Source organism: Poseidonibacter sp., assembly GCF_041821165.1.
Lineage (GTDB): Bacteria > Campylobacterota > Campylobacteria > Campylobacterales > Arcobacteraceae > Poseidonibacter.
Map to the genome: position 1 here is coordinate 1 of NZ_JBGUES010000022.1, position 20,921 is coordinate 20,921.

Genomic DNA, 20,921 nt, shown 5'->3' on the forward strand with positions numbered 1-20,921 from the left:
GTAAGGTAATTCCATCTTCAAAAATTCAAGCTATTCAATCTTTAGATGGTGGTTTAATTGAGGAAATTCTTGTAAAAAACGGTGATGAAATCCTAAAAGATCAACCTTTAATGAAAATTGATATTACAAGATTTCAAGCAACTCTTGAAGAAAACAAAGAGAGTTATAATCAATGGCTTGCAATGAAAGTAAGACTTGAAGTTGAAGCAAATCTTGACTTAGATAAGGATATCCCTAAATTAAAGTTTCCTGCTAAAACACATGAAATTGCAAGTGATTATATTAAATCTCAAAAGAATTTATATAAAAATAGAGTAGAGCAATTACAAACTTCTTTAACTGTATTTGATTCTCAAGTACAGCAAAAAAGACAAGAATTAGCAGAAACTAAATCAAGAATGCAACAATCAAAAAGTAGATTGCAGTTAGTGAAAGTTGAAAGACAAACAATAAAACAATTAGTTCAATCAGGTGCAAAATCAAAAATTGATTTAATTACTGTTGAAAAAGATTACCAACAAATAAAAGGTGATTTAGAAACTTTTGAGCTTACAATTCCAAAAATAGAATACTCTATTACAGAAGCAAAAAATAAAAAAAGTGAAAGAATTAATGAGTTTCGAACAGAAGCTTCAAAAGAGTTACAAAGAATTTCAGTAGAGATAAAAAAAGTAGAAGCAAGACTGGTTTCAGATACTGATAAAATTGAAAAAACTGTAATAAAATCAAGTGTTGATGGAACAGTAAAAGAAATATATATGAATACTATTGGTGGTGTTGTTCAATCTGGTATGACATTAATGGATATTATTCCTTATAGTGATCATTTATTAATTGAAGCAAAAATTGATCCTAAAGATATTGCTTTTATTAATCCAAGCCAAGATGTAATGATAAAATTAACTGCATATGATTATAGTATTTATGGTGGCTTAAATGGTAAAATTATTGAAATTTCAGCTGATAGTATTATAGATAAAGAGAGTAAAGAAGGTAAAAGTTATTATAAAGTTGTAGTACAAGCTGATAAAAACTTCTTAGAAAAAGATGGTAAAAGATTAGTAATTATTCCAGGAATGATAGCAAGTGTTGATATTGTAACAGGAAAAAAAACAATTATGGATTTTATTTTAAAACCAATTTTAAAAGTAAAACAAAATGCTATGCATGAAAAATAAATTAATAAAGGAAGTACAATGAAAAAATGTTTATATTCTAGTTTAATATTTCTATTTTTATTAACAGGATGTTCTTTTAACAATCCAACACAAAATCTTAATATAAAAGATGATTTTATAAATGAATTAGCTTTACATGATGCTGTAAGAGCAAAAGATTTAACTATCGTTAAAGAGTTAATTAAATCAGGTTCTCTAATTGATTCAAAAGATATCTATGGTTATACGCCATTACATTTAGCTGTAAGATTAGACCAATATGATATTGCAAAACTTTTAATCCAAAATGGTGCAAATGTTAATAATATTGATAGATATAAAGATACTCCTTTATTAGATTCTACAAGAAATAGTACAAATGCTATGTCAAAATTACTATTATGTAATAAAGCAAATAAAGATGTTTTTGATAGACATGATATGAGCCCTTTACATAATGCTTCTAAGAATAATGATACTTTTATAATTAAGATGATTAATGCTTCTGATATTACAAAAATGTGTCAAGCTTTAGATATTACACTTGAGTATTATGACGAAAATGAAAATAAAATTTGTGGTGATATAATTTTAGGAGTTGCTACAAATGTTAATTTAATAATTTCAGAAGAATCAAGTGAAGATGCAAAACCTTTTGGTAAATATAAAGCTAATATCAGTGATGATAAATATTGTGCAAAATTAGATAAAGAAATTAATAAAGATTCTTCTTATATTGTAACTGCAATTGGAACAAATGGAATAGATAAAGATATTGAAGTTGCTAATTTAGGTGATTTAATAAAACAAATACCTTTAATTGAAGAAGAACCAATAGTAGAACAAGAAGAGATAATAACAGGTCTTTATGAAGATTTAATGACAGAGTTCGCTGCTGATTTTGAGCCTTGGAATGCGCAATTAGATAAAAATGGATTAATATTTAGATTTAAAAAACCTGAAGTTTTATTTACTTTAGGAAGTAGTGATTTACAAGTATCTTTTCAAGATATTCTAGATAATTTTTTCCCAAGATACTTGAAAATTTTAAACAAATATACTGAACAGATTCAAAAAGTTAGAGTAGAAGGACATAGTTCATCTGAATATAGAACAGCAAAAACTGATGAAGAAAAATATTCTATGAATAAAAAACTATCAGAATCAAGAGCAAAACAAGTTCTTGAATATACTTTATCAAATGAAAATGAAATGGTTGTAAATACTTTACCATGGTTAAATGACTTTTATGAATCAGAGGGTATGTCTTCTGAGCATCCAATTTTAAATGAAGATGGAACAGAAAATAAAGTTTTATCAAGAAGAGTAGAGTTTAGAATAAATAAAATAGTTCAGCAATAAGGAGCTTATTATGAAAGAAAGTTTACTTGCCTTATGTCTACTTGTTTTTATTAGTGGTTGTAGCTCTAAGGAGCATACAACTGCTATTACAGTTAAAGAAAAAGATGGTTTGATAAATAATAAGGGTGAAGTATTAGTTAAGCCTATTTATAAAAAAGTTTTTCATTTAGACAATTTAACTTCAAATGATTATGCTCATCCTAATTATGTAAATTTTCATTGGATTCATATATCTGATGAAAAGTTTGCTATTGTAAAAAATATAGATAATAAATATGGAATAATCGATAGAGAAGGTAATTTAAAATTAAAAGTAATTTTTGATTCTATTGGTAATTTTTTTAATGGTTTTGCAAAAATTGAAGTAAATCAAAAATTTGGTTTAATTAATGAAGATTTTGAAATAGTTTTAAAACCTATTTATGATGGTGTTAGAGATGTTATAGATAACTCTGTTATTGTTAGAAATTTCAATAAAAATAAAAGAGTTCAATATGGATGTTTAAATGCTAATAATATGAATATGATTCTTCCTTTAGATTATGATATGATTTATTTATCAAGTGAAGATAGAATGAGAACAAATAAAGATGGTTTATGGGGATTTATTGATACTAAATGTAATATAATCTCAGAAAATAAATATCAATATGCAGATGATTTTTCAAATAAAATAGCAAGGGTTCAAAAAGATAATTTATGGACTCATATTGATTTAGATGGAAAAGAATTAAATAAAAAAACATTTAGTAATTCTGATAATTTTTAGGCTAAATATCTCCTAGTTTATTCTAGGAAATATTTATTTTTAAATGTAAATAAGTAAACTTAAATAAGACCAACCGCGTCTCTAATCACTCTCATTTTTTCACTTGCTATTTTAGAAGCTTTTGAAGCACCGTAAGCTAAGATTTCATGTACTTCTTTAGGATTTGCTAATAGATGTTCTCTTTTTTCTTGGTATGGCGCAAAATGTTCATTAATTTTATCAAGTAACGTTAATTTAAAGTGTCCATAACCTTCACCTGGTGTTGCATATCTTTGTTGTAAATCTTTTAATTCATTTTCATTCATAAATAATTCAGATAATTTATAAATATTACAATTTTCCCATTCTTTTGCTTCATCAAGTTCTTTTGAATCTGTTACAATTCCCATAACTTGTTTTTTAATTTTTTTCTTAGTGTTAAACATATCAATAGTATTACCATAAGATTTAGACATCTTAGCACCATCAGTTCCTGGAACAGTTGCTAAATCTTCATCAACTTTTGATTCAGGCATTACAAAAATTTCTTGTTTATATGCATGATTAAATGAAGTTGCAATATCTCTTGTCATTTCAACATGTTGAATCTGATCTTTTCCAACTGGAACAATATTTGAATCAAATAATAAAATATCAGCTGCCATTAATACAGGATATGAAAATAATCCATGATTTGCTTGAATTCCACGTGCTGTTTTGTCTTTATAAGAATGAGCTCTTTCAAGTAGTCCCATTGAAGTATGATTTGATAATAACCAGTAAAGCTCTAATACTTCTTTTACATGATGTTGTACCCAAAATGTTGATTTTTCTGGATCCATTCCTAATGCTAAAAAGTTAACTGCTGCTTCAAAAGTGTTTTGTTCTAAAACTTCTTTATCTTTTACTGATGTTAATGCATGATAAGATGCAATAAACGCAAATAATTCTCCGTCGTTTTGAGACTCAATCATCTTTTTTACCATTCCAAAGTAGTTACCAATGTGAATAGTTCCTGATGGTTGAATACCTGATAATATTCTCAAATTCATTCCTTAATAAAAATTTGAGTAATTATATCGAAAGTAACTAAAATTACTTAGAGGCTATTTTTATATTTAATTGTGAAATAAGTAGTTCTAAATGCATAATTAAATCATAATATTCACCCATATAAGATAATGGTACTTTTGTTTCATTTTTAATCTCTTTTCTTAATTTCTCAAGTTCTTCTAAATTTTGTTTTAATTCAACAAGATTTAATTCATCTATTATTTTATCAATTCCTTGAATTTTATCGTACCATTTATATATTTTTGAACGAATACTCCATCTATATAGAGGTAATACTCCTTTAAATAAAGGGAATAATAGTGTTAATAAAGGAATTAAAAGAATTTTTAATCTATCAAGATTAGAAGCAATCCAATAAGGAAATATTTTCTCTAACCAAGTATCTCCATAAGTATAGTATCTGGCTGCTTCTTCACTTACTGGAATTGTTAAATTTGAGATATTAGGAAATTGATCGTTTTTTTCAAATAGTCCTTTTTTATTATGAATTGTAAATAATTTTCTTAAAAGTAATCTTTGTAATTCATCTGATAAACTATCATTTATCACAAGATTTGCAGTTGTAGCTAGTAAATTTGAATCCTCATAAGGAATATTTCTATATAAATCAATAGTTCCCTCATAAAGAGATAAAGACTCTAAATAGTTATATTTTCTGCTATATGCTTTACTTCTTTTAAAACTAAAAACATTTATTGAAGAGTCTTCAAGTAACTCTTTTATTACTTTTGAGTTAGCAGAACCTACAACAAACATAGCATCAATTTTATCATTCATCAATAGTTTTTTTGATTTACTTGAATCATAAGAATATAAAGTAGAGTTTTCTTTACTTATTCCATTGTCTTTTAATATTTGTAAGGCTAAATGATTAGTGCCACTACCTTCTACACCAACAGATATTTTTTTTGAAGTTAGTTCAACAATATAGTCTATTGTATATTTTTTATTTTTATAAAATACCCATATTGGTTCATAATATATAGATCCAATTGCTTTTAAATGTTTTTGTTTTTCATTTAATTCTATACCATTTTGAACAAAGGCAATATCAACTTTTTTATCTTGTAATAATTGTAAGTTTTGCATAGAACCAGAACTTGTAACAATATTTACTTTTACTTTTTCATCTTCTAAAATCTTTTTATAAAGTAGCGCAGTTTTATAGTATTGACCATCTTTAGAGCCTGTTGCAATTGTGAACTCTTTTTTTGGACTTGGTTGAATAAATTGTGCTGTGATATAAAAAGATGCAATTACAAGTAGAATAATTGGAATGGAGATGCTAAGGAATTTATATTTCATTTAATCACTTCTTTTATTTTTTTATTAATTATAACAAAAATTTAAGGATAAAAATTATTACTTAGGATTTATTTTAAAATTTTTATGCTACAATCTGCAAAAAATTTTTGGAGAATATAATGGCAATAGTTAGAGTAGAAAGAGCATGTGGATGTTTTAGAAATTCAGATTTTGAAGAAACAACAGAGTTTGAAACAATTGATGAAGCATTAGCAAAAGCAAATGAAATGTGTATAATTATGAATGAAGATTTTTGTCATAAACATACTTTTAAGTCAGAATATATTGATGGTGAAGTTGTAATAAAAATGGGAATGAACGGATAATATTTCTAATTCATCTAATCTCTTTGTAGCAATTTTTAGATATAATGCAAAAAATATAAATACAAAGAGAAAAGATGATTGATATAAAACTACTACAAAGAGACTTTGAAAATGTTGCGACAGCCTTAAAAAGAAAAGGTGTAGCTCAAGAAATTTTAGACAACTTAAAATCTATCTCAGAAGATGCAAAGCAAAAAAGACAAGACATGGAAAATGTTACAGCTGAGCAAAATAAACTATCAAAAGAATTCGGAAGATATAAAAAAGAGGGCTTAGATATTGCTCCACTTCAAGAAAATATTAATAATCTTAAAGCAAATAAACAAGTATTAGAAGATGAAGTAAGAGTTTTAGAAGAAAATCTTACAGCTATTGCTTTAGGTGTTCCAAATATGCCAGATGCAAATGTTCCAGATGGTGCTGATGAAGATGAAAATATTGTTTTATCTGTAATTGGAGAAAAACCAGAATTTTCTTTTGAGCCAAAAGAACATTGGGATTTAGATAATGGTTGGATTGATTTTGAAAAAGGTGTTAAATTAGCAAAATCAAGATTTGCAGCGCTAAGAGGTGATGGTGCTAGAATGGAGAGAGCTTTAATTAATTATATGCTTGACTTTAATAGAGCTAGAGGATTTGAAGAGTGGTATGTTCCATTTATGGCAAATTCAAATGCACTACAAGGAACAGGTCAATTACCAAAATTTGAAGATGATTTATTTAAAATTGAAGGTGAAGATTTATACTTAATTCCTACTGCAGAAGTTTCACTTACAAATCTTGTAAATGATGAAATTATTCCAAGTGAAGAACTTCCTATGTTACTTACATCTTATACTCCATGTTTTAGAAAAGAAGCAGGAAGTGCAGGACGTGATACAAGAGGACTTATTAGACAACATCAATTTGATAAAGTAGAAATGGTTGCGATTACACAACCTTCTCAATCAGATGAAATATTTGAAAAAATGGTAAATTGTGCAAGTGATTTATTAACATCATTAGGTCTTCCTCATCAAAAAGTTCAATTATGTACAGGAGATTTAGGATTTAGTGCAGCAACTACAATCGACTTAGAAGTTTGGTTACCAGGACAAAATAAATATAGAGAAATTTCATCAATTTCAAATACAAGAGAATTCCAAAGTAGACGTGCAAAAATTAGATATAAAGATGGAAAGAAAAATATCTTAACTCATACATTAAATGGTTCATCATTAGCAGTAGGTAGAACATTACTTGCTATTATGGAAAACTATCAAAATGAAGATGGAAGTGTAAGAATTCCTGACGTTCTTAAAAAATATATGCAATAAAACTTTTTAAATAGGTGGATTAAATTATCTGCCTATTTTTTATAATATCTACCCTTCTATTAAACTAATAAAAACTAAGTACTAATTCTACAAAATAATTATAAGTAAACTTTATATAATAAAAAAATAGGTATTGAAAAATATTTGAAATAAGTAAGTATTGTAAGAAATAAAAAAGAAGCTTTATCTAGAGAAAAATGTTACAGCTACGTTATTTTTATCTAAGGAGAGAAAGTTGATAAAACTTCTATTTGTGAAAGTATACAATAAAAATTTTAAAAATGCTACGTTAATGCTACGAAATATTGAAGAAATTTAAAATTCTTTTTTATGAAAATAAATTAAGAAAAATATAAGTTTAGGAGTTTAAATAAGAGGATTAGAAAAGATAGTAAAATTAATTACTATTTTTCTTTTTAAAGTTTTTATTTAGCAGTATTATCAAAAGTTCTAGCAAAACCTTCTAAGTCTTTTTTCTTTAAATCACCATTGTAAACAATATCTTCAACTTTTACATCTTTATCATTTAATACTTTCGGTACAACTTCTGCACCATCTAAAACTTCCATATGAGAGCTTAATTCATCTTCACTATATGCCATTTGCATATCAGCACTTGCAACATGAGGTATATTTTCTATTACTCTTAATTTTTTAAGTTCCTCTTCAACCCCAGCACCTTCAATTGTAATAATAATTCTTCCTAATTCATCATGCATATGATAATCACATACATCACAATTCTTTAATGATTCTACAACTTCATCTATAAATTTTGGTAATGTTTTTACTACGATACTTGAAATATTCATTTTTTAATCCTTTTAATTAATCAATTTTATAATAGTTTATTCTATTATCATCACTAGATACTAGAATCTCATTTTCACTAATAAATATAATATTAGTAATTGTCGTTTGATTATCTTTTAATATATGTAAATCTTTTTTTGTTTTTGTATTAAAAACACTAATCTCATTATTTTCATTATATGCAATTGCTCCGAGGTTTCCACTAGGACTTAATCCTGCACTATAAATTAAAAAATTTGTAGTTTTATAATATGCAGTATTTCTTTTTATATTATAAACAACAGCACGTCTATCTTGTCCTGCTGTTAAAATTATATTGTTTTTTAAATCTACTTGGAAAACATTATCTAAATTTTGTTTTTCAAATTTTTTTATTACTTTAAATGACTTTACCTCTAACATATTTAAAATACCACTTTCATCAGCAATAACTATATTTTTTTTATCTTCGTTTATTACAAAATGTGAAAATTTAGATTGAGATATCTGTTTTTTATAAATATTCGTTTTTGATTTAATATCAAATAAATATACTTGATTAGAAAGTAGGGCAAAAACAATTTTATCTTTTGATATAAATTTTGCTTGTGCAATAAACATCCTTTCTTTTGATGAAATTAAATTTATTAACTTACCATCTTTATAGATATTTATATCTCTACCACCTTTTTCACCTTGTGATAAAATTAGAATCATATCATCAAGTACATCAATACTATAAATTTTAGAATCAACTAAATCACCCATAAAATCTTTGATTTTTTCTAAAGTAATTGACTTGATTCTCTTTTTAGTTTTTATATCAAATATATCAAGAGTTGAACCTCTTGTTCCCACATAAATTTTATCATCTTTATAAACTAAACTAGTAACCCCAGAACTTGCAAGATATGTAAATGATGCTTGATACTCTTTTGCATTTAAAATATTTAAAAAAATCAAGATAAAAATAAATAGTTTTACTAGTTTCATTTTTTTCCTTAATTGATAATTTTAATAGCTTCAACAGGACAAGTTTTTATGCAATAGCCACAAGATGTACAATTATCATTTATTTCAGGTCTAAACATAGCTAAAAAATCAATTGCATCATCTAAACAAGGATCTTTACAAGAAAAACACATAGTTTGATTCCATGATAAACATTTACTTATATCAATTTGAATTTTTGCATCTATATTTTTTTTATATTCAAGTTTTAAAACATCATTAGGACAAATATTAGCACACTCATCACAGTATGTACATCCACTAATTAGCAAATCTAATTTAGGTGTTTTATCATCTTGAATAATAATTATATTTTCTTCACAAACTGTACTACATATTCCATCACACTCTATGCAGTTTGTAAAAAAAATTGATTCATCATTATAATAAGATGGTCTAATAATTTTCTCTTGTTTTTCATCTATTTTAAATGAAGAAACAAGAGAGTTAAATAACTCTCTTCTTTTCATAGCTTACTTAACACCTTCATTAATAGTGTCAACTAAATTTGATTTTGAATTTGATTCTTTTGTTCTAAAATCAGCTTCAAATACATTTTTTGGTACATCATTTCCAACAGATTGAGGAGCATGACATTGTGTACAGTTAAATCTTGCACCTGCTAATGTAGGTAATGATTTTCCAACAGTTTTAAAATCACTTGTATTTTCAACTGTTTTTCCTTCTTTTGTAATTATACCATCTTGTGATAATGCAGTACTTGGTCTAAAGTCTGTAAAGTGAGACTTTGGAATTGGTGTTGCATTCATTGATACAGCAACAGCTGGTTCATGACAAGTAGTACATTGATTACTATTTATAGTAATTGGTAACATTCCTTCAACATCATGAGGAATCATAGGAGGAGCATTTTCATATGCACGTTCTATTTTATACCCACTCATAGGTTGGCTTTTACCATATTTTGTTTCATTTGGCATAACTTTATTTTCTGAATAAAGATCAGCAGTTCTTAATCCTAAAGACTCTTCACTTACAGTTTTTGTAGCAGTACATCCAACAATTAGAAATGTTGTAGCTACTGTTGCTGTTAAAGCTAATTTAAATAACTTCATTTTTTTCTCCCTTTTTTAAATTCTTAATTGAAAAATTTAGAGCATCATCATCACATACTTCAATACATCTTGCACAATTTGTACACTCCCCACTTAACACAGGAATAGAAGTTTTTGAAATCATATGTAAAACCTGATCTTCTGGACAAACTTCTTTACATTTCATACAAGAAGTACAATTAGGTGCATTATGATGAACTCTAATCAAACTAAATTTACCTATTAGTGAATGAAATCCACCAAGAGGACATATATGACCACACCAGCCATTTTTTAAAACAAATAAATCAAAAAGAAATATAACAAATATAGCAGCCCAACCAAAACCTAAACCAAATATAATTCCTCTATGAACCATTGATATAGGAGATATTAACTCAAAAGCTGCAATACCCATAAAAAAAGATATAACTAAACTAATCGCAATTACCCAATATCTCATATTTCTTGAAGCTGGTTGTTTTTTTTGGATTAAATTTAATCCAAGTTTTGCTCTTAAAAAATTTGCTGTATCTGTAATAATATTTACAGGACAAACCCAAGAACAAAATGCACGACCACCAATAATCATATAAAATACTGTAATTAAAAAAGCACCTAAAAGAACATCAAAAGATAATACTGCACCTGCAAATAACATCTGAATAACAGCATATGGATCACTAAGAGGAATAGTTCCTAAAATCAGTGATGAACTTAAATTTCCCATTAGAAAATTTATTCCATATATATTTGCAAGTACATATAAAATCATAATAGAAACCTGAGTGAATCTTCTAGCTATTAAGAATCTATATTTATCTAATAATCTTTTCATTAGTATAAATCCTCCATGCTACTATTTAAAGAATCAATTGCAGATTTCTTATTTATGTCTGTTGTATTCTTTTGACTTGTTGCACTTTCAAGTCTTTTTTCATCATTTTTATCCCAGCCTTTGATGTAATAATCTCCTGCTTTACCTTCTGCAATTTTACGAGGTAAAACAAAAATTGATGCTTTTTGTGTAACACAAGCTTTTTCACATAATCCACAACCTGTACAAACATCTGAGTGTACAACTGGTTTTAAAAATGCGTGTTTACCTGTTCTTTCATTTTTTGTGTATTCAACGCTAATAGCTTCTCCTAAAAGTGGACAAGCTCTATAACATGCATCACATTGAATTCCCCAAAAAGCAATACAAGCATTATCATCAATAACTGCAATACCCATGTTGGCTTTATTTATATCTAATTCTTTTTTGTCATTTTGTACAGATTTAATATCTAAAGCACCAGTAGGACATACTGGAACACAAGGAATATCTATACACATATAACAAGGTATTTCTCTTGGAGTAAAATACGGTGTTCCAAGAGGCATATTATCACCTGGCTTTGCCAGTTTTAATGTATCAAATGGGCAGCTTTCTACGCATAAACCACATTTGATACAAGTTGCTAAAAAATCATCTTCATCCAAAGCAGCAGGTGGTCTTAATATTAATTGGCTTGCTTTAACTTCATCAACATAAGCACTCCATGTAAGACCTGCTAAAATAGCAAGACCAGAGGCTCTTGCTATTTTAAGAAAAAATCTTCTTCTTTCTGACAAAGGTTCTTTTTTAGTATTTTCCATTTTGACTCATTTCATTTTAAGCACTAATATTATGCTTTGTAAATTTTTACCGCACATTTTTTAAAGTCTGTTTGTTTCGATTGTGGACAAGTTGCATCTAAACATACTTTATTAATAAATACTTTTTCATCAAACCAAGGCACAAATACAAGTCCTCTTGAAGGTCTATTTCTTCCTCTTGTTTCAACTCTTGCTTTTACTCTTCCACGTCTAGATTCAACCCAACATAAAGCACCTTGTTTAACATCATATTTCTTAGCATCTTGGGGATGCATATAACATAGTGCTTCTGGTACTGCTCTATATAATTCAGGAACTCTCATAGTCATTGTTCCTGAGTGCCAGTGTTCTAAAACTCTACCTGTACTTAACCATACTGGATACTCTTCATTTGGCATTTCTGGTGCATCCATATAAGGACGAGCAAAGATTTTTGCTTTATTTGTTAAAGGTTTTTTATTTGTATCTGTAATACCTTTTAAATTACCTTGAGGTAAAGCTTTTGCTAATTTTCCATAGAATGCAAAATCAGTTCCTTCTTTTCCATATTTTTTAGCATAAGGGTCATACTTAGTATTAAATCTCCATTGAGTTTCTTTACCATCAACAACTGGCCACTTAAGTCCTCTTACTCTATGGTAAGTATCAAAATCAGCTAAATCGTGTGCATGTCCTCTTCCAAAGTCAGCATACTCTTCAAATAAGTATTTTTGAATAAAGAATCCGTAACCTTTAAATACTTTTCCATCAGAACCAACAACATTTCTTGAATCTCCAAAACCATCAGTATTGTCATACCCTGCTTGAATATCATCTTTTTGATCTAACTTATAAGATTTTGCTTTTTCATTTGCAAAAAGAATTTCATACATAGTTGTATCTTCTGTATATCCCATTGCTTTTGCTTGTTCTATTACATTTGGTAATTTTTTAGGACTTCCATCTTTATTTTTACCTCTTAAAGGTTGCTCACCCCATACATCTTTTACTGTAAATCTTTTTGAAAGCTCAACCCATTGCCATGTATCAGACATTGCATCACCTACTGGTAATACTTGTTGTCTCCAATGTTGAGTTCTTCTTTCAGCATTTCCATAAGCTCCCCATTTTTCAAACATCATTGCAGATGGTAAAATAAGGTCAGATACTTTTGCAGAAATTCCTGGATATCCATCAGAAGTTACAATAAAGTTATCCATTTCACGTGCTGCTTTAATCCAATGTGATGCAGATGCTGAATCTTGGTAAGGATTACAAACATTTACCCATGCAAATTTGATAACACCATCTTCAATATCTCTATGAATTTTCATAATATGTTGATTTCCAACTGGATTAATTGTTCCTTCTGGAACTTTCCAAGCATTTTCAACAATTTTTCTATGTTTCCCATTTGCTACCATCATATCTGCAGGTAATCTATGTGCGAATGTTCCAACTTCTCTTGCAGTTCCACAAGCAGATGGTTGACCTGTTAATGAGAATGCTCCAGAACCTGGTTTTGCTTGTTTATTTAGTAAGAAGTGAACATTATAAGCTAAAGTATTTACCCATGTTCCTCTTGTATGTTGGTTCATACCCATAGTCCAAAAAGATACAACTTTTCTATTTTTTTCAATATATAAGTCAGCTAACTCTTTGATTTTTTTCATAAATACTTCATCCGATTCATCAGGGTTACCTTTTGAAACTTGTGTAGTATATTCAGCTGTATATGGTGCTAGGAATTTTTTATACTCTTCAAATGAAATTTCCCAGTGTTTAAGACCAGCTGGTTTATTAACCATTTTATCACCTTCTTTATAACCATAAGGTTCTAATGCAGGTGCTTCATCAGCAGAAACGATTTTTGACATTTCTTTTGAAATAGTTTCCATTTCTTTATCAGTATATTTACCATCAACTATAGATTTTTCATCTGATCTTCTCATACCATATCCCATGTTTACAGGAGATGCTGCAAAGATAATATGTTCTTTTATAAATTTCCAATCAATTGCTTCTGGATTATTATATACAATCTCTCTTGCAATATAATTCCATAATGCTAAATCTGAATTTGGTTTAAAAATAATTTCAGTATCGGCAATATCAGAAGTTCTATGTCTATAAGTTGATAAATTTACAATCTTAACTCTCTTAGGATCAGATAATTTTCTATCAGTAACTCTTGACCATAAAATAGGGTGCATTTCTGCCATATTTGATCCCCATGTTACAATAGTATCTGTTAACTCGATATCATCATAACATCCAGATGGTTCATCAATTCCAAATGTTTGGTAGAAACCAACAACAGCAGATGCCATACAGTGTCTAGCATTTGGATCAAAGGCATTAGATCTAAATCCACCTTTCATCATTTTTTGAGCTGCGTATCCTTCTTGAATTGTATATTGTCCAGATGAAAATACACCAACACCTTCAGGTCCAGCATGTTTTAAAGCTTTTTTGATATTAACTTCCATTTCATCAAAGGCTCTTTCCCAAGAAACTGGAGCAAAATTTCCTTTTTTATCAAATTCACCTTTTGCATTAACTCTTAATAATGGTTGCTTTAATCTATCTGCACCATACATAATTTTTGCATTAAAGTATCCTTTGATACAATTAAGCCCTCTATTTACAGGTGCTGCAGGATCACCCTTAACAGCAACTATTTTTCCACCTTTAGTTGCAAGCATAATCCCACAACCAGTTCCACAGAAACGACAAGCTGCCTTATCCCATCTCCATGAACCTTCTGCTACATTTGCCTGTGCTTTTAACTCAGCAGGTACTGTCATACCAATTGCTGCTGCTGCAGAAGCTGCTGCAGAGCTTTTTAGAAAATCTCTTCTTGAAAGCGACATATTTTCTCCTTTAATGAAATTAAAATGTTTTAACATAAGCATTCTAACATACTATGATGGATTATTAATTGATTATAATCAAGAATTTTAAGTTTTAATTAAGATAAAAATTGTCCTGTTTCACTTTTTATAAAATTTATTTTAATGTATAATATATGTATATTTAGATTATTAGAAACTAAACTTTTTTATAAAAGGATTTATTATGAAAATTGCCTTAGTTAAAGAGATAAAAATACATGAATATAGAGTAGCTTTAACTCCTGATGATGTTGAGGTTTTAGTTAAAAATTCACATGAGATTTTTGTTGAGCATAATGCTGGTTATGAAACTGGTTTTAGTGATAAAGAGTATGAAAAAGCTGGTGCATTAATTGTTTTTGATAAACAAGAATTATTTGATAAAGCAGAAATGATTATAAAAGTTAAAGAACCACTTACACAAGAGTATGAATTTTTTCATGAAGGACAAATTCTATTTACTTATTTACATATTGCTGCAAATAAAGAATTAGCATTATTCTTATTAAATAAAAAGATAAGTGCTATTGCTTATGAAACAATAACAGATGAAAAAGGAGGACTTCCTTGCTTAACTCCAATGAGTGAAATTGCAGGAAGACTAGCTGCACAAGAGGGTGCTAAGTATTTAGAAAAACCTTTTGGAGGAAGAGGTGTTTTATTAGGTGGAGTTCCTGGGGTTGAAAGAGGAAATGTTGTAATAATAGGTGCTGGAATTGTAGGCTTAAATGCTTGTAAAATGCTTGTTGGCTTAGGTGCAAATGTTATTGTTTTAGATATAAGTGCTTCAAGATTAGCTTATTATGATGATTTATTCGCTTCTAAAGTTACAACACTATTTTCAAATAGAACAAATATTTTAAAAACAATCAAAAATGCTGATTTAGTTATTGGTGCTGTTTTAATTCCTGGAGCAAAAGCACCTAAACTAATTACAAAAGATGATTTAAAACTTATGAAGAAAAATTCAGTAATTGTAGATGTTGCTATTGATCAAGGTGGATGTTTTGAAACATCAAAAATCACATATCATGATAATCCTACTTATATTGTAAATGATGTAGTGCATTATTGTGTTGCAAATATGCCAGGAGCTGTTTGTTTAACATCAACACTTGCTTTAAGTGCTAGTACTTTAAAATTTACTTTAGATATTGCAAATAAAGGTTTAAAAAAAGCTCTTTTTGATGATAAACATTTATTAAATGGACTTAACACCTATAATGGAAAATTAACAAATAAAGCAGTTGCTTTTAGTTTAAATTTACAATATGAAGAAGAAGTTTTTTAAAATAATTTTGTATACTTCTACTTTTATTTATTATAAAAGGATTTTATTATTTTAGAGTATATAAATTTATCAATTTTAGCACTATTTATTCCTACATTTTTTATTGTTTCTATTACTCCTGGAATGTGTATGACTTTATCTTTAAGTATGGGAATGAGTATAGGATTAAAAAGAACTATATATATGATGTATGGTGAATTATTAGGTGTTGGTTTAGTTGCTAGTTCTTCTGTTATTGGAATTGCTGCTATTATGCTTGAATATCCATCTATTTTTTTAGTATTAAAGTATGCAGGTGGAGCTTATCTTATTTATCTTGGTATTTCAATGTTTTTGTCACGTGGTAAGATGTCATTAAATTTAGATAAAAATAGTTTTAATGTTTCAAATAAAAATCTAGCAATTCAAGGTTTTATAACAGCAATTGCAAATCCAAAAGGTTGGGCATTTTTTATTGCATTATTACCACCTTTTATTGATAAAAATTTAGATTTTGCTCCACAATTATCTGTTTTAGTTTTTTTTATTTTATTATTAGAATTTACTTGTTTATTGATTTATGCAAGTGGGGGAATTACATTAAGAAAGTTATTGCAAAACTCATCAAATGTTAAGTTATTAAATAAAATAGCAGGAACTATGATGATTGGTATTGGAGTTTGGTTAGCTTTAGGGTGATTAAAGCAATCAAGTAAATTGTATATATAAAAAAATTAAGGATTTAAAAATGTCATATTTTCCTGCTTTTATAAGGTTTGATAATAAAAAGATTTTAATAGTAGGTGCGGGAAAAATTGCTTTTGAAAAATGCAAACATTTATTAGACTTTACAAGTGATATTACAATTATTTCTAGTTTTTATTGTGATGAAATAAAAGAGTTAATTTCATCACATTCTTTAGATTTTATACAAAAAGATTATGAAAAAGGCGATATAAAAGGTTTTGATATTGTAATTGCTGCTTTAGATAATCTAAGTATTCAAGAATCAATATATCAAGAAAGTAGAGAGTTTAACTGCTTATGTAATTGTGTAGATTTTACTAACTATTGTGATTTTATTTTTCCTTCATATATTAAAAAAGGTGATTTAACAATAGCAATTTCAACATCAGGTACATCGCCATCTATGGCAAAACATTTAAAAATATATTTACAAAAACTTATACCTGATTCAATTGAAGACTTTCTAAAACAGATGAAAGAGTATAGAGATACAATGCCAAAAGGAAAGAAAAGAATGGAGTTTTTAAATAATAAAACTAAAGAGTATATTTCTAAATGGAAGTAAAACTTAGTATAAATTTTGTTCCATTATCTTGTATAAATTTATAGTTACTCTTTGCTAATTTATTTGAAAATTGCTTAATTAGTTTTAATCCTAAACCTTTTTGTTTATTATTTTCAATAAAACCTTTTCCATTATCTTTTATAGTCAAAATAATTTGATTTTTCTCTTTTTTTATTTCTAAATTAATAATACAAATATCTTTTTTATCAAAATGCTTAATCGAGTTTGTTAATATCTCATTTACAATCATTCCTAAAGAAACTGCTGAATCTATATCTATATTTAATAGTTCTATATTTTTATTAATAAGAATATTCTCTTTTTCATAAGCGATTGTAATTTCATCAATAATTTTTTCAATATAATCAGCACAATCTATTTTGGATAAAGTATCACTTTCATATAAATATTCATTTATTAAAGACATTGCTTTAATTCTTGTAATAATTTTTGAAAATGAGTTTTTAAAATCTTTATTTTCAAATATATTTGATTCTATTGATAATAATCCTATTACCATATGAAAATTGTTTTTAACTCTATGATAAAGCTCTTTTAATAAAAGCTCTTTTTCTTCTACTAAAGATTTAATATTACTTGTTCTTTCTTTTATCTGATTTTCTAAAAGAATTTCATTATTTGTTTTAAATAAGATAAGTTCTTTTTGAATTTTTAGCTTTTCATTTTGTGCTATATAAAAACGATTTGTAAGAATTAAAGCAAAAAATATAATCTCAAAAAATGAACCAAATAGAAAAGAGTATCTATTTATATCATTACTTTCAATCCAGCCATTTACCATTGCAGACATTAAAGAAATTGTAATCATGTAAATAGTCATTGCAAATAAGTAGTATTTTACATTTTTGTCATTTTCTTTTTTCCAAATATAAATAGCAATTGAAAATAAAAGTAAAAATGCTACTGAAGCAAGATTATTCATAACTTCAAACCAAGGTTGAAAACTATATACAATAAGTATAGATAAAAGAGCAAAAACTAGAGCAAAAATATTTAAAAACTTATACATTTTAGGTAAATATGTTTTAATATTTAAAAACTCTGCTGAAAAAAGTATTAAAAACATTACAAATAATGAGGTAACCATTATAAACTCATGAAAATAACCATCAATAATAGTATGTAATATTAATCCACTATAAGCACTAACCCATAAAAGATAGAAAAAAGTATAAGCACTATAATATAGATAAATTTTCTCTTTTAATCTAATATACAAAAATAGATTGATTAGTGTAATAAAAAATATCGTACCAAAATAAAACATATATAAAAAATCTTGATATTGTCCATAAATAGTATTAAAATGTTTTTTTGTATAAATTTCAAACTCATTAGACGATGTTAGTTTTGAATTTGCTTTTATATAATAAGTTTTTATTTCATTTTCTTTGATAAGTAGTTCAAATGTTGGTTTGTGATTTAATATTGATCTATTTTCAAGTTTTACTATTAAACCATTTTTATCTTCTATATATTTATCATTTATTTTTTTATATAAAACCACTTCATTGTAATATGGTTCTGTAAAATATAGAATAAATTTATTTTCTAGACTTTGATTATGAATTTGAAGTTTAAACCAAAGGTTCGCTCTTTTATGACCAAAACTAAATTGACTAGGACTTTGCTCAAACTTTTGATTTTTGATAGTATCAATTGTCAAATTATTTGTTTCATCATAAAAAGACTCAATAATAAAGTTGTTTTTCTTTTTTATATCAACTGGTAAAATAATAGTTGCAAAAATAGAGTTCAAACAAAATAGTAATAGTAAAATAATTCTTAAGATATTAAGCCTTTTTTAGAATATACCCAAGACCAACTACTGTTTGAATATTTAACTTTGGTGCTTTTATTCTAAGTCTTCTTACAGTATCTCTAATCGTAGAATTTGAAATATTTTTATTTCCCCATACAAAGTCAGTTAAGATTTCAAAGGAAATACTTTGATTTAGATTTGATGCTAATACATATAAAAGTTCTATCTCTTTTTTTGTAAAATCAATAGTGCAATTTTCTATATATAATATTTTGGCTTCTAAGTTATATATTTGATTTTCGCCTAAATCAATTAAATTGTTATTTATAGAGTTTATAGGTTTATTAGTTGTTATATTTTTAAATAAATCTATCTTTTTTAAAGCAACTCTTATAGTTGCTTCTACTGTACTTAAATCAAAAGGTTTTATTAAAAATCCAAATATATTAGTATCACTTGCATTTATTATTGTTTGAGAATCACTATATGCAGTTGTATATATAATAGGTAAAAAATATCTTTCATTTATTAAATGTGCACAAGTAATTCCATCAATTGCACCATTGATATTAATATCCATAAATACTAAATCAATTTGATTATTTTCAATTGTACGCATAGCTTCATCTGCATTTGAAACCTCAAAAATAGAAGCAAAGCCTAAACTATCAAGAATATTTATTAAGTAATGGGCACTAATAGCTTCATCTTCAACAATTAAAATATTTTTAATTTTGTTGTTCAAGTTATATCTTCCTTATTTGTGATTAATTTAAAATGAAATTGTATCTTAGCAAAATTATAAGAAAAAATATTACTAATTTAAAAGAATTTAGAAAATTTGTAGTAAAAAAATCATTTTCACACAGAAAATAAATAAGCTAAAAAAATTATAAAATTATAAAAATTATTTTTCAATATTAAATGTAAAAAACAAGTAATTATAAAATTATTTAAAACTAAAAAATACAATTTTAAATATAATAAAAACTATTATCATTTTCCGTTACTTTTCCGACATTTATTTGTTACTATTTCGAAATTTATGTATAAAGGCAAAAAATGAAAAGACTAATTGATTTTAGTTCACGTTTTAGAATACTAAAAGGTGGAAAAGTAAGTTTAGTGGTTAGTGCACTAATAGGAAGTACAACACTAAGCTTTGCAGCTCCAAGTGGAGGAGTTGTAACTTCTGGTAGTGCAAATATATCTTCTAGTGGGAATACCACAAATATTATTCAAAATACAGGCAATGTAACCATAAACTGGAATAAGTTTAATATAGCCTCAAATGAAACAGTAAATTTCAAACAACCAAATGTAAACTCAATAGCATTAAATAGAGTAATTGGAAATGAAAAGTCTATTATCAATGGAGCATTAAATGCAAATGGTCAAGTATGGATACTAAACTCAAATGGTGTCTTATTTGGTAAAAATGCAAAGATAAACACTGCAGGACTTCTTGCTACTACAAAAAATCTTTCAGATGAAGATTTTAATGCAGGTAATTATAACTTTAAAGGTAACTCAACTGAATCTGTAATAAATCTAGGAGAAATAGATATCTCTGATTCAGGATACGCAACACTTCTAGCAAATACAGTTTCAAATGAATGATACAGCTACCCTAACTAGGACATAGAATTTATTAGTCTATGATAAAATAAAAACCTAAAAAGGGAAGACAATGGCAAACAAAAAGTATACACAAGAATTTAAAGATTCTACTGTTCAATTAGCATTAAACAGTGAAGAAAAAACTTCAACAATTGCAAAAGATTTAGACCTAAATTTAAAAACACTGTACTTATGGATTAGCACTTATAAAAAAGCAAATAATATTTCAACAAGAACTAGAAAAGAATTCCAAGAACCAACAATAAAAGAGTCTTT

21 protein-coding genes are annotated in these 20,921 nt (G+C 26.9%); 10 read left to right on the forward strand and 11 right to left on the reverse strand.

The genetic code is table 11. The features are described 5' to 3' along the window. The 3 genes from ACERKK_RS03370 to ACERKK_RS03380 form a co-directional block, all read left to right on the forward strand. Positions 1-1,178: HlyD family type I secretion periplasmic adaptor subunit (locus ACERKK_RS03370; protein ID WP_373771669.1), on the forward strand; the 1,178-nt coding region annotated here is incomplete at its 5' end. A gap of 18 nt (positions 1,179-1,196) precedes the next feature. After that, the gene (locus ACERKK_RS03375; protein ID WP_373771670.1) at positions 1,197-2,519 is read left to right on the forward strand and encodes an ankyrin repeat domain-containing protein; all 1,323 of its coding nucleotides are present in this window, start codon (positions 1,197-1,199) and stop codon (positions 2,517-2,519) included. A gap of 10 nt (positions 2,520-2,529) precedes the next feature. Further along, positions 2,530-3,288: a WG repeat-containing protein gene (locus ACERKK_RS03380; RefSeq protein WP_373771671.1), complete on the forward strand. Its 759-nt coding sequence runs from the start codon at positions 2,530-2,532 to the stop codon at positions 3,286-3,288. A gap of 59 nt (positions 3,289-3,347) precedes the next feature. Here ACERKK_RS03380 and trpS read toward each other — a convergent pair whose 3' ends face one another. Both trpS and ACERKK_RS03390 read right to left on the reverse strand, forming a co-directional pair. Beyond that, entirely contained in the window at positions 3,348-4,313 is a 966-nt protein-coding gene (trpS, locus tag ACERKK_RS03385; protein ID WP_373771672.1) for a tryptophan--tRNA ligase, read from the reverse strand. Positions 4,314-4,362: 49 nt separating this feature from the next. Further along, positions 4,363-5,646: a TAXI family TRAP transporter solute-binding subunit gene (locus ACERKK_RS03390; RefSeq protein ID WP_373771673.1), complete on the reverse strand. Its 1,284-nt coding sequence runs from the start codon at positions 5,644-5,646 to the stop codon at positions 4,363-4,365. Positions 5,647-5,765: 119 nt separating this feature from the next. Between ACERKK_RS03390 and ACERKK_RS03395 the strand changes: the two genes are divergently transcribed. Together ACERKK_RS03395 and serS are read left to right on the forward strand one after the other, a co-directional pair. After that, positions 5,766-5,972 carry a hypothetical protein gene (locus ACERKK_RS03395; protein WP_373771674.1) on the forward strand — a complete coding sequence of 69 codons (207 nt, stop codon included), beginning with the start codon at positions 5,766-5,768 and terminating at the stop codon, positions 5,970-5,972. Positions 5,973-6,046: 74 nt separating this feature from the next. Further along, positions 6,047-7,288 (forward strand): serine--tRNA ligase, encoded by a 1,242-nt coding sequence (gene serS / locus ACERKK_RS03400; protein ID WP_373771675.1) that lies wholly within the window; start codon positions 6,047-6,049, stop codon positions 7,286-7,288. A gap of 425 nt (positions 7,289-7,713) precedes the next feature. Here serS and ACERKK_RS03405 read toward each other — a convergent pair whose 3' ends face one another. From ACERKK_RS03405 to napA, 7 genes are read right to left on the reverse strand one after another with little or no spacing between them, the layout of a single operon-like run. Then, positions 7,714-8,100 carry a chaperone NapD gene (locus ACERKK_RS03405; protein WP_373771676.1) on the reverse strand — a complete coding sequence of 129 codons (387 nt, stop codon included), beginning with the start codon at positions 8,098-8,100 and terminating at the stop codon, positions 7,714-7,716. A 16-nt stretch (positions 8,101-8,116) separates the two neighbouring features. Then, a complete protein-coding gene (locus ACERKK_RS03410; RefSeq protein ID WP_373771677.1) occupies positions 8,117-9,073 on the reverse strand; it encodes a WD40 repeat domain-containing protein in 957 nt (318 codons plus the stop codon). A gap of 8 nt (positions 9,074-9,081) precedes the next feature. Next, positions 9,082-9,561: a ferredoxin-type protein NapF gene (locus ACERKK_RS03415; protein WP_373771678.1), complete on the reverse strand. Its 480-nt coding sequence runs from the start codon at positions 9,559-9,561 to the stop codon at positions 9,082-9,084. Between the two features lie 3 nt (positions 9,562-9,564). Then, complete coding sequence (locus tag ACERKK_RS03420; protein WP_373771679.1) at positions 9,565-10,167, reverse strand: nitrate reductase cytochrome c-type subunit; 603 nt, start codon at positions 10,165-10,167, stop codon at positions 9,565-9,567. Beyond that, positions 10,154-10,984: a quinol dehydrogenase ferredoxin subunit NapH gene (gene napH, locus ACERKK_RS03425; protein WP_373771680.1), complete on the reverse strand. Its 831-nt coding sequence runs from the start codon at positions 10,982-10,984 to the stop codon at positions 10,154-10,156. Before napH ends, ACERKK_RS03420 begins: the two co-directional genes overlap by 14 nt. Next, positions 10,984-11,787 carry a ferredoxin-type protein NapG gene (gene napG, locus ACERKK_RS03430; protein WP_373771681.1) on the reverse strand — a complete coding sequence of 268 codons (804 nt, stop codon included), beginning with the start codon at positions 11,785-11,787 and terminating at the stop codon, positions 10,984-10,986. Before napG ends, napH begins: the two co-directional genes overlap by 1 nt. A gap of 29 nt (positions 11,788-11,816) precedes the next feature. Then, the gene (gene napA / locus ACERKK_RS03435; RefSeq protein WP_373771682.1) at positions 11,817-14,639 is read right to left on the reverse strand and encodes a nitrate reductase catalytic subunit NapA; all 2,823 of its coding nucleotides are present in this window, start codon (positions 14,637-14,639) and stop codon (positions 11,817-11,819) included. A gap of 205 nt (positions 14,640-14,844) precedes the next feature. On the opposite strand from napA, the gene ald reads away from it, so the two are divergent. The 3 genes from ald to ACERKK_RS03450 all read left to right on the forward strand — a co-directional run bounded on the left by ald (position 14,845) and on the right by ACERKK_RS03450 (position 17,242). Next, the gene (gene ald / locus ACERKK_RS03440; protein ID WP_373771683.1) at positions 14,845-15,951 is read left to right on the forward strand and encodes an alanine dehydrogenase; all 1,107 of its coding nucleotides are present in this window, start codon (positions 14,845-14,847) and stop codon (positions 15,949-15,951) included. A gap of 102 nt (positions 15,952-16,053) precedes the next feature. Then, positions 16,054-16,629 (forward strand): LysE family translocator, encoded by a 576-nt coding sequence (locus ACERKK_RS03445; protein WP_373771689.1) that lies wholly within the window; start codon positions 16,054-16,056, stop codon positions 16,627-16,629. A 49-nt stretch (positions 16,630-16,678) separates the two neighbouring features. Beyond that, positions 16,679-17,242, forward strand: coding sequence for a bifunctional precorrin-2 dehydrogenase/sirohydrochlorin ferrochelatase (locus ACERKK_RS03450; RefSeq protein WP_373771684.1), 564 nt, complete (start codon positions 16,679-16,681; stop codon positions 17,240-17,242). Here ACERKK_RS03450 and ACERKK_RS03455 read toward each other — a convergent pair. Then, entirely contained in the window at positions 17,229-19,022 is a 1,794-nt protein-coding gene (locus tag ACERKK_RS03455; RefSeq protein WP_373771685.1) for a 7TM diverse intracellular signaling domain-containing protein, read from the reverse strand. The two genes, ACERKK_RS03450 and ACERKK_RS03455, sit on opposite strands and share 14 nt — an antisense overlap. A 34-nt stretch (positions 19,023-19,056) precedes the next feature. Then, on the reverse strand, positions 19,057-19,770 hold the full coding sequence (locus tag ACERKK_RS03460; RefSeq protein WP_373771686.1) for a response regulator: 714 nt from the start codon (positions 19,768-19,770) through the stop codon (positions 19,057-19,059). Between the two features lie 317 nt (positions 19,771-20,087). Here ACERKK_RS03460 and ACERKK_RS03465 point away from each other — a divergent pair, with 317 nt between their 5' ends. Together ACERKK_RS03465 and ACERKK_RS03470 are read left to right on the forward strand one after the other, a co-directional pair. Further along, the gene (locus ACERKK_RS03465) at positions 20,088-20,645 is read left to right on the forward strand and encodes a filamentous hemagglutinin N-terminal domain-containing protein (RefSeq protein WP_373771687.1); all 558 of its coding nucleotides are present in this window, start codon (positions 20,088-20,090) and stop codon (positions 20,643-20,645) included. A 70-nt stretch (positions 20,646-20,715) separates the two neighbouring features. Next, a partial coding sequence (locus ACERKK_RS03470; protein WP_373771688.1) for a transposase occupies positions 20,716-20,921 on the forward strand: 206 nt, incomplete at its 3' end.

Excerpts from the sequence above, each read along its gene's own strand:
- napH (WP_373771680.1), bottom strand. The coding sequence starts at position 10,984 with ATGAAAAGATTATTAGATAAATATAGATTCTTAATAGCTAGAAGATTC.
- ACERKK_RS03450 (WP_373771684.1), top strand. The coding sequence starts at position 16,679 with ATGTCATATTTTCCTGCTTTTATAAGGTTTGATAATAAAAAGATTTTA.
- ACERKK_RS03415 (WP_373771678.1), bottom strand. The coding sequence starts at position 9,561 with ATGAAAAGAAGAGAGTTATTTAACTCTCTTGTTTCTTCATTTAAAATA.
- ACERKK_RS03375 (WP_373771670.1), top strand. The coding sequence starts at position 1,197 with ATGAAAAAATGTTTATATTCTAGTTTAATATTTCTATTTTTATTAACA.
- ACERKK_RS03380 (WP_373771671.1), top strand. The coding sequence starts at position 2,530 with ATGAAAGAAAGTTTACTTGCCTTATGTCTACTTGTTTTTATTAGTGGT.
- ACERKK_RS03395 (WP_373771674.1), top strand. The coding sequence starts at position 5,766 with ATGGCAATAGTTAGAGTAGAAAGAGCATGTGGATGTTTTAGAAATTCA.
- napG (WP_373771681.1), bottom strand. The coding sequence starts at position 11,787 with ATGGAAAATACTAAAAAAGAACCTTTGTCAGAAAGAAGAAGATTTTTT.
- serS (WP_373771675.1), top strand. The coding sequence starts at position 6,047 with ATGATTGATATAAAACTACTACAAAGAGACTTTGAAAATGTTGCGACA.
- ACERKK_RS03465 (WP_373771687.1), top strand. The coding sequence starts at position 20,088 with ATGAAAAGACTAATTGATTTTAGTTCACGTTTTAGAATACTAAAAGGT.
- ACERKK_RS03410 (WP_373771677.1), bottom strand. The coding sequence starts at position 9,073 with ATGAAACTAGTAAAACTATTTATTTTTATCTTGATTTTTTTAAATATT.
- ACERKK_RS03405 (WP_373771676.1), bottom strand. The coding sequence starts at position 8,100 with ATGAATATTTCAAGTATCGTAGTAAAAACATTACCAAAATTTATAGAT.
- ACERKK_RS03420 (WP_373771679.1), bottom strand. The coding sequence starts at position 10,167 with ATGAAGTTATTTAAATTAGCTTTAACAGCAACAGTAGCTACAACATTT.
- ald (WP_373771683.1), top strand. The coding sequence starts at position 14,845 with ATGAAAATTGCCTTAGTTAAAGAGATAAAAATACATGAATATAGAGTA.
- napA (WP_373771682.1), bottom strand. The coding sequence starts at position 14,639 with ATGTCGCTTTCAAGAAGAGATTTTCTAAAAAGCTCTGCAGCAGCTTCT.
- ACERKK_RS03390 (WP_373771673.1), bottom strand. The coding sequence starts at position 5,646 with ATGAAATATAAATTCCTTAGCATCTCCATTCCAATTATTCTACTTGTA.